We start from the raw sequence: 5,943 nt of genomic DNA on the forward strand, positions 1-5,943 counted from the left end.
GGCTGGGGGTGTCCGCCCGGGTGGGCGTACCCGCCCGGGTGGGCGTAGGCGGCGGGTGACGGGTGGCTGCCGGGAGGGCCGTAGCCGGAAGGCGGAGCGGCGGCATAGCCGGCCGGGACCGGCGGGCCCTGCCCGTTGCCGTCCATCCGATCCAGCGCCTCGTCCGGGATCGAGCCGGCCCGGGCCAGTTCGCGCCGGTGACGGCGGCGGTTCCAGATCAGGAACACCACGAGCGCCAGCAGCACCACGAGCGCCACCGCGATGCCGATGCCGATGACCATCACCTGCTGGTCGGAGGGGCCGCCGCGGTCGCCGTACTTGGTCACGTCGAAGTTGTCGTCCTCGGCGGCGGCCGGTGGCGCGGACGCGCTCGGCGCGGCGGCCCCGAGCAGCGGGTTCGCCGACACCGACGGCACGTCGGCGGTGAGTGCCGCCACCGGGTCGATCCGGCCGAAGCCGAACCGCGGGTCCCGGCCGGGCGGGCCGGCGTCCCGGGCGGTACGGATGATCCGGTTGATCACGTCGGACGCGGAGAGCTTCGGGTACTTCGACCGGACCAGCGCCGCGACGCCGGAGACGACGGCGGCGGCGTCGGAGGTGCCGTCGCCCCAGCCGTAGCCCCGGTCCGGGCCGATGTTGTAGACCTCGTCGCCGGGCGCGGCGATGACCGCTTCCGGCCCCTGGGCCGAGCCGGACCAGAAGCCCCCGCCCCGGACCGTGCCGGTCACCGCGATCACGCCGGGGATCTTGGCGGGTGAGACGACGTCCGGGCCGGCCGATCGGACGTTGCCGGCGGCGGCGACCACGACCACGTCGCGCTCCAGCGCGTACCGGATCGCGGCCGCCTCGCTCTCGTCCACGGCCCCGGCACCGCCGTACGACAGGTTGAGCACCTTCGCCCCGCCGTCGACGGCCATCCGGATGCCGGTCGCGGAGTCGTCCTTGGTGGCCGCCGCGCCGACGGGCTTCCGGACGGGCAGGATCCGGGCGTCGGGCGCGATGCCGACCACCCCGGTGCCGTTGGCCGCGATGATCCCGGCCATGTGGGTGCCGTGGCCGTCCGGGTCGCGCCGGCCGTCGCCGGAGTCGCGGGTGCTCCCACCGGCCAGGACCTGGCCCCGCATGTCGGGGTGCCCGGCGTCGACGCCGGTGTCCAGCACGCCGACGACGACGCCCCGCCCGGTGGAGATCTGATGCGCCCGGTCGATCCGCAGCTCGTCCAGATACCACTGCTCGGCGCGGCGCGGAGCGGCGACCGCCGGCTGGGCGGCCCCCAGCAGCATCAGTCCGGCAAGCAGACCGGCCGCCACCGGCCGGAGCGCGCCGACGTGCACCTTCATCCGTCCGTCCTCATCGCAGGATGCCCGGGGACGCACCGTCACCGGTGCCCCACGGATCGTCGTCCTCAGTCAACCATGACGAGTGCTCCGCAGCGCCGCCGCCGTGCCCGGCGCCGCCGTGACCACCCATCATTCCGCCGCCCATCATCCCGGCGCCGGCCATCCCGCCGCGCATGCCGCCCGCACCGCCCGGTCCCGCCGCGGACGCGGCCTTCAGCGCGCTGGCCGCGCTGGTCAGTGGCGGAACCTTGCCGTTACCGCCGCCGACCATGCCGGGCAGGCCGCCCATGGCCATGCCGCCGGCCGCGCCGATCCCGCCACCGCCGATCCCGCCGGCCGAGCCCAGGCCGGCACCACCGCCGCCGAAGCCGCCGCCACCGGCGCTCAGTCCGCCCGCGCCACCGCCGCCGCCCAGACCGAGCGTGCCCGGTCCACCCGCGGTGATCGTGCCGGGCCCGCCCGCGCCGGCCAGACCGCTGCCGTACTCCGGGCTGCCCGAGCCGGGCGCGCCGCCGAGCTCGGGGATCCCCCCGGTGCCCGGCGGGGTGTAGGAGCCGCCGCCGGGGATGCCGCCGCCGGGCACGCCGGTGCCCGGCGGCGTGAACGAACTGCCACCGGGCGTGCCGCCACCGGGGATGCCGGTGCTGCCCAGGGACGGCATCGGGCCGCCGCCGGGCATTCCACCGCCGGGCATGCCGCCACCCGGCAGGCCGCCACCCGGCAGGCCGCCGCCGGGCACACCCGACGGGGGGACCCGCGGGTCGCCGCGGTAGCCGTCACCCAGCTCACTGTCGGTAGGGCGGGGTACGACCAGCTTGGGGCGCTCGGCCTCGACCGCGGCCGGCAACGGCGACATTGCCTTGTTGGCCGCCTGCTGGTTGTCGCGGTACCAGTTGTCCAGGTGCGACTTGGTGTCCCACCAGCCGCCCCGCTTCTGGTCGCTGGCGTTGCCGTCGATCTTCATGGTGGCTTCGAGGTCGTCGGCCTTGTCGCGGAACGCGCCGTCGGCATAGAGCGCCTGATTGCCCTGGTAGTCACTGCGCAGCGCGGCCAGGAAGCCGGACTGGCTCTCGCCGTCGCGGGCGTCGTCCAGCTCGGTGCCGCCGGGCAGGCTCCACTCGTTCCAGCCGAAGTTGTCCATCAGCGGGATCGGGATGCTCGCCACCGCCGTACGGATGTCACCCTCGATCCGCGTCAGCGCGCCACTGACGTTGCTGGCGTGCGTGATGAGCTCCTCGATCTCCTTGCCGATGTCGCCGAGGTGCTCGCGGTACGCGTCGCCGCCGCTGCCCTTCCAGCCGGCGAGCATCCCGGGCAGGCCGCCGGTGTGCGGGCGCTCCTGCCCGGCCGCGATCGGGCCGACGAACGAGCGACCGACGAGCGAGTCGCGCAGGTGGCCGAGCGCGGTGGAGAGGTTCTTCCAGCCCGCGCCGACCGATCCGACGGTTTCCGGGTCCGCCGAGAGCGTCACCTCACGGACGCAACGCTCCCAGGTGCCTCCTGCCATGACCGTCTCCCCCTCAGGCCGTGTACGGGTAGGTGGGCTGCTGCCCGGCGTCCGGCGGCGGGGCCGCGGACTCCAGCAGCCGCTCGATGTCCTTGCCGTTGGCCGCGTTGCGGGCCTCGGCGTCGCGGAACGCCTTGGCGATGTCCTGTGTGCCCTGCTTCAGGCCGGCCAGCTTCATGGAGATGGCCTTGAGGTGGGCCTCCATGCTGGCCGTGGACGTGGTCAGCGCCTGCCACTGCATCCGGGCGTCCTCGTACGCGCCGAACGGGGTGCCGTTGGGCACCGTCTGCGCGTTGCCGCTGTCGCCCTTCATCCGCTCCTTGATGCGTTCCATCTCCCAGCCGATGGTGTCGTCGACGTACTGCTTGAGACGCTCGACGTACTCCGCTGCGGCGTCCAGATCCTCGACGCTGACGTGCAGATCGCCGGTGTCCGGCGGATTGATGCCCATCCTGACTGTCCTCCCCGCTGCCGGCCCCGGCCGGTCCACTACGGACGCAGCGTATCGAGGAAGGACCAGTCGGGGCACCCCCGCCCCACGTATCGCGACGGTCACCGGGAAAAGACGACGGAGCGCGGGAACCCGGTCGGGTTCCCGCGCTCCGGTGCGTGCCGGTGGCCTCAGCCCTGCGCGGCGGCGGGCAGCTTCAGGCCGTTGACCGGGGTGAGCGGCAGCAGCTTGCGGCCGGTCGGGCCGATCTGGATCTCGGTGTCCATGGACGGGCAGACGCCGCAGTCGAAGCAGGGCGTCCAGCGGCAGTCGTCCTGCTCGTACTCCGACAGGGAGTCCTGCCAGTCCTGCCAGAGCCAGTCCTTGTCGAGGCCGGAGTCGAGGTGGTCCCAGGGCAGGACCTCCAGCTCCTCGCGCTCGCGGGTGGTGTACCAGTCGAGGTCCACCCCGTACGCCGGCAGCACCTCGGCGGCGGCGTCCACCCACCGCCGGTACGAGAAGTGCTCGCTCCAGCCGTCGAACCGGCCGCCGTTCTCCCAGACCTTGCGGATCACCGCGCCGACCCGGCGGTCGCCCCGGGACAGCAGGCCCTCGATCAGCGACGGCTCGCCGTCGTGGTAGCGGAAGCCGATCGCCCGGCCCAGCGAGCGGTCGCTGTTGATGGCCTGCTTGAGCAGCTTGAGCCGGCCGTCGATGACCTCCGGCCGCTCCATCGAGGCCCACTGGAACGGGGTGTGCGGCTTCGGCACGAACCCGCCGATGGAGACCGTGCAGCGGATGTCCTTGGATCCGGTGGCCGCGCGGCCGGCCCGGATCACCTCGTGCGCCATGTCGGCGATCTCCAGGACGTCCTCGTCGGTCTCGGTGGGCAGGCCGCACATGAAGTAGAGCTTCACCTGCCGCCAGCCGTTGGAGTAGGCGGTGACCACCGTACGGATGAGGTCTTCCTTCGACACCATCTTGTTGATCACCTTGCGGATCCGCTCCGACCCGCCCTCGGGGGCGAAGGTCAGACCGGTCCGGCGCCCGTTGCGGGACAGCTCCTGGGCCAGGTCGATGTTGAACGCGTCCACCCGGGTCGACGGCAGCGACAGCGAGACGTTGGTGCCCGCGTACTGCTCGGCCAGGCCGGAGCACATGTCGCCGATCTCGGAGTGGTCGGCCGACGACAGCGACAGCAGGCCCACCTCGTGGAAGCCGGAGAACTCCAGCCCCTGCTGCACCATCTGGCCGACGGTGGTGATCGAACGCTCCCGCACCGGGCGGGTGATCATGCCGGCCTGGCAGAAGCGGCAGCCACGGGTGCAGCCCCGGAAGATCTCCACCGCGTACCGCTCGTGCACCGTCTCGGCGAGCGGAACCAGGGGCTTCTTCGGGTAGGGCCAGGCGTCCAGGTCCATCGTCGTGCGCTTGTGCACGCGGAACGGCACGTCCGGGCGGTTCGGCACGACCCGCTGGATCCGGCCGTCGGGCAGGTAGTCGACGTCGTAGAAGCGCGGCACGTAGACGCTCTCGGTCCGGGCAAGCCGCAGCAGCAGCTCGTCCCGGCCGCCCGGGGAGCCCTCCGCCTTCCACTCCCGGACGATGGCGGTGATCTCCAGCACCGCCTCCTCGCCGTCGCCGAGCACCGCGGCGTCGACGAAGTCGGCGATCGGCTCCGGGTTGAACGCGGCGTGCCCGCCGGCCACGATCACCGGGTCGGCGTCGGTGCGGTCGGCGGCGAGCAGCGGGATGCCGGCCAGGTCGATCGCGGTGAGCAGGTTGGTGTAGCCCAGCTCGGTGGAGAACGAGACGCCGAACACGTCGAAGTCGCGCACCGGGCGGTGGGCGTCGACGGTGAACTGCGGCACGCCGTGGGCGCGCATCAGCTTCTCCAGGTCGGGCCAGACCGCGTACGTCCGCTCGGCCAGCACGTCGGGCAGCTCGTTGAGCACCTCGTACAGGATCTGCACGCCCTGGTTGGGCAGGCCCACCTCGTAGGCGTCCGGATACATCAGCGCCCACCGGACGGTCGCGGCGTCCCAGTCCTTGACCACGGCTCCCAGCTCTCCACCCACGTACTGGATGGGCTTGGTCACCTGCGGCAGCAACGGCTCCAGCCGGGGCCAGACCGAGTTGGCGGCGGCGGGACGCGGGGTCGTGGACGGGGCACTCATGATGCCCAAGCGTACGCGGTGTCCCCGCCCTGTCCCGCGCCCGCGCCCGTGTCCGCCGCGTTGATCAAGGAGTTAGCGGACTCCTCGCGCCTCCTACTGGCCGCAAACTCCTTGATCACCGCAGCGGGTGGTGTGCAGATCCCGCCGACCTTCGGGCAGGAGCGGCCCACAACCCCTCCCTCCTCGCCGATCTTGCACTTCGGTGGCCCGCAAAACGCGCGAATGGCACACCTGGGAGGCTCGAACTGCAAGATCGCGGGTCGGTCGCGCGGCACCTCGCTGCTCCCGCCCCGCTCGGCCCGCCCGGCTGCGTCGATCATGAGGTTAGCGGCGTCGGGTGTCCGCTTTGTCCCCGCTAACCTCATGATCGACCGTGCGGGAGTGGGTGGCCCGTGTGGGTGAGGTTGTCTGGTTCGAGGGGTGCCCCGAGGTCGGGACATCGGTCGTTGCCGGGCTGTGTGGGTGGGGGTGTCCGGTTCGGGGGTGGTG

The 5,943-nt window shown here is 72.8% G+C and carries 4 protein-coding genes; all 4 read right to left on the reverse strand.

Going from position 1 to position 5,943, the window contains the following annotated elements; genetic code table 11:
- A partial coding sequence (gene mycP, locus EAD96_RS00995) for a type VII secretion-associated serine protease mycosin (RefSeq protein ID WP_121682939.1) occupies positions 1-1,340 on the reverse strand: 1,340 nt, incomplete at its 3' end.
- A gap of 10 nt (positions 1,341-1,350) precedes the next feature.
- On the reverse strand, positions 1,351-2,847 hold the full coding sequence (locus EAD96_RS31815) for a hypothetical protein (protein ID WP_121682940.1): 1,497 nt from the start codon (positions 2,845-2,847) through the stop codon (positions 1,351-1,353).
- A 13-nt stretch (positions 2,848-2,860) separates the two neighbouring features.
- Positions 2,861-3,298: a hypothetical protein gene (locus EAD96_RS01005; protein WP_091421868.1), complete on the reverse strand. Its 438-nt coding sequence runs from the start codon at positions 3,296-3,298 to the stop codon at positions 2,861-2,863.
- Between the two features lie 170 nt (positions 3,299-3,468).
- A complete protein-coding gene (locus tag EAD96_RS01010; protein WP_121682941.1) occupies positions 3,469-5,454 on the reverse strand; it encodes a TIGR03960 family B12-binding radical SAM protein in 1,986 nt (661 codons plus the stop codon).
- Positions 5,455-5,943: the final 489 nt, after the last annotated feature.

The sequence above is a fragment of the Micromonospora sp. BL1 genome (assembly GCF_003667485.1).
In the GTDB taxonomy this organism is placed as follows: Bacteria; Actinomycetota; Actinomycetes; order Mycobacteriales; family Micromonosporaceae; genus Micromonospora; species Micromonospora tulbaghiae.